Annotated in this window: 3 protein-coding genes; all 3 read left to right on the forward strand. The window is 69.6% G+C overall.

Going from position 1 to position 2,688, the window contains the following annotated elements; genetic code table 11:
• Window positions 1–295: 295 nt before the first annotated feature.
• On the forward strand, window positions 296–1,078 hold the full coding sequence (locus tag ACLN58_RS20625) for a DedA family protein (RefSeq protein WP_415857101.1): 783 nt from the start codon (window positions 296–298) through the stop codon (window positions 1,076–1,078).
• A complete protein-coding gene (locus tag ACLN58_RS20630; protein ID WP_415857099.1) occupies window positions 1,071–2,213 on the forward strand; it encodes an adenosine deaminase in 1,143 nt (380 codons plus the stop codon). The genes ACLN58_RS20625 and ACLN58_RS20630 overlap by 8 nt, the downstream gene beginning before the upstream one ends.
• Window positions 2,214–2,246: 33 nt before the next feature.
• A partial coding sequence (locus ACLN58_RS20635) for a MazG nucleotide pyrophosphohydrolase domain-containing protein (RefSeq protein WP_415857100.1) occupies window positions 2,247–2,688 on the forward strand: 442 nt, incomplete at its 3' end.

Raw genomic sequence — 2,688 nt, forward strand, 5'->3', positions numbered from 1 at the left:
CCGAGCGCTTCGACCGGGCCAAGGAGGCCCTCGAGGGGGCCGCCCTCGTGGCGCCCGCGGGCTCGCGGCCGGCGCAGCGGCTCGTGATCGACCGCATCGCGTAGCGCTGCGCGGGTCCGGAACTGAGCCCGTTCGCGCCGCAACCCTGACTTGGTCCGCCCTGAGTACTCGGTTTCCACTTAGTCCTCGGGGCGGACCCAGAGTTTGGCCCGTTGCGCCCTCGGGTGGATGGCGGCACCCACCGCGGCGTGCGACACTGAATAAGGCCCATATTCGCAAGGAGCACCGCCGCATGCTGGAGTTTCTCGACCACGCGATTCTGCATGCCGCCGGGCAGTGGTGGATCTATCCGATTCTCTTCGTCTTCTTCTTCGTTGACGGATTCGCGATGATCGCCCCGAGCGAGACGCTGATCGTGGCTCTCGCGGCCTACTGGCGGCACACTGGCGAGCCCAACCTGTGGATCCTCGGGGCCACGGCCCTCCTCGGCGCGATGGCCGGCGACAACATGGCGTACGTCTTTGGCCGCAGGATCGGCACGGACCGCTGGCGCTGGATGCGGCGACCCAGAGTGCAGAAGGTCTTCTCGTGGGCCCGGCACGAGCTCGACAAGCGCGGCGCCGTGCTCATCTTCACGGCACGCTACATTCCGTGGGGCCGCGTCGCGGTCAACTACGTGGCTGGCTCAACGCGCTTCCGGCACCGCACGTTCTTCTGGCTCGACGCGTTTGCGTGCCTGACGTGGGTGGGCTACTCGCTCGGCGTGGGGCTCCTCGCGAGCTCGTTCCCGTGGCTGCGCCACAACCCGCTGCTGAGCGTCCTCGTTGCCGTTGGATTCGCGCTCGTCCTCGGTGTGATCCTCGACCACGCGATCACCGTGTTCCATCGCTGGCGCGATGCCAAGGAGGCCGAGCAGGCCGCCACGCGCGCCGCGGTCGCACATCGTACGCACCTCAGCCAGCATCCGGACGAGGCGGAGCCGGACGACTACGCTCCGCGTCCGCACACTTCGGACGAGTCCACCGGCCGGTCGGCTGGTGCCCGCCGCGGCCCTTCCCTAGAGTTGGACCGTGACTGAGCCGATCATCGACGATGCACCCGACCTGACCTTCGACCTCCGCACCCTTCCCAAGGTGTCCCTCCACGACCACCTTGACGGCGGGCTGCGGCCCGCCACCATCATCGAACTCGCGGCGGAGGTCGGCCACGAGCTGCCCTCGACTGACGCCGTCGCGCTCGCCGAGTGGTTCCGCGAGTCGGCCGATTCCGGCTCGCTGCCGCGGTACCTCGAGACCTTCGACCACACGATCGCGGTCATGCAGACCGAGCCCGCCCTGCGCCGGATTGCCCGCGAGTTTGTCGAGGACCTCGCGGACGACGGCGTGGTGTATGGCGAGGTCCGCTGGGCACCCGAGCAGCACCTCACCAAGGGCCTCACCCTCGATGCGGCCGTCGAGGCGGTCCAGGCTGGCCTCGAGGAGGGCATCGCGAAGGTCGAGGAGTCCGGCCGCGTGATCGCCGTCGGGCAGCTCATCACGGCCATGCGGCACGCCGACCGGGCCCAGGAGATCGCCGAGCTCGCCGTCCGGCACCGCGACCAGGGCGCCGTGGGCTTCGACATCGCGGGCGCTGAGGACGGCTTCCCGGCCTCGCGCTTCGCGGACGCGTTCACGTTCCTCGCGCGCCACAACTTCCCCGTGACCGTCCACGCGGGCGAGGCGGCGGGCCTCGAGAGCATCCAGTCCGCTCTCGTCGACGGCCGGGCACTGCGCCTCGGCCACGGCGTCCGCATCGCCGAGGACATCACGGTCGAGGACTCGGGGGAGGTCGACGAGGACGGCGTCCCGATCCTCGACGTCTCTCTCGGCGAGCTCGCGGCGTGGGTCCGCGACCGCGGGATCCCGCTCGAGCTCTGCCCGTCCTCGAACCTTCAGACCGGCGCGATCTCGCAGTGGGGCGAGGACATCCTCGATCACCCGATCGACATGCTCAACGAGCTCGGCTTCACCGTGACCGTCAACACGGACAACCGGCTCATGAGCGGCGTGACGCTCACCGACGAGTTCGAGCTCCTCGTCGAGGCCTTCGACTACGACCTCGACGACCTGCTGGAGTTGACACTCAATGCAGCGGAGGCGGCCTTCCTGCCGCTCGAGGACCGCGAGGACCTCGTCGAGTACATCAATGAGGCCTACGCGAGCCTCGGCGAGTAGCGGCAGAGCCGCGAGGACAGCCCGGAGAACACCGTGAGCGTCGCCGTCGACCGCCTCGTCGAGGTGGTGCACCTCCTTCGGGAGCACTGCCTGTGGACGGCGGCGCTCACGCACGCCTCCCTCGTTGAATACCTCGTCGAGGAGGCCTACGAGCTCGTCGAGGCCATCGAGGACGGCAAGCCCGATGACGAGCTCCGGGGCGAGCTTGCCGACGTGCTGCTCCAGGTCGTGCTGCACTCGGAGATCGCGAGCGAGCGCGGCGCGTTCGGGCTCGACGCGGTCGCCGAGGCGCTCACAGCCAAGATGATCCGCCGCAACCGCCACGTCTTCACGGCCGACGGCGGCCTCCAGCCGAGCTTCCCCGCGACCGTCCAGGAGATCATCGCCTCGTGGGACGCGGCGAAGCGTGAGGAGAAGGCTGCGCTCGCGGCCGCGGCCGAGCAGGACGCCGTGTTCGCGGGCGGCGTCGAGGGTC

This window comes from Sinomonas sp. G460-2 (assembly GCF_047759905.1).
Classification (GTDB): Bacteria; Actinomycetota; Actinomycetes; order Actinomycetales; family Micrococcaceae; genus Sinomonas.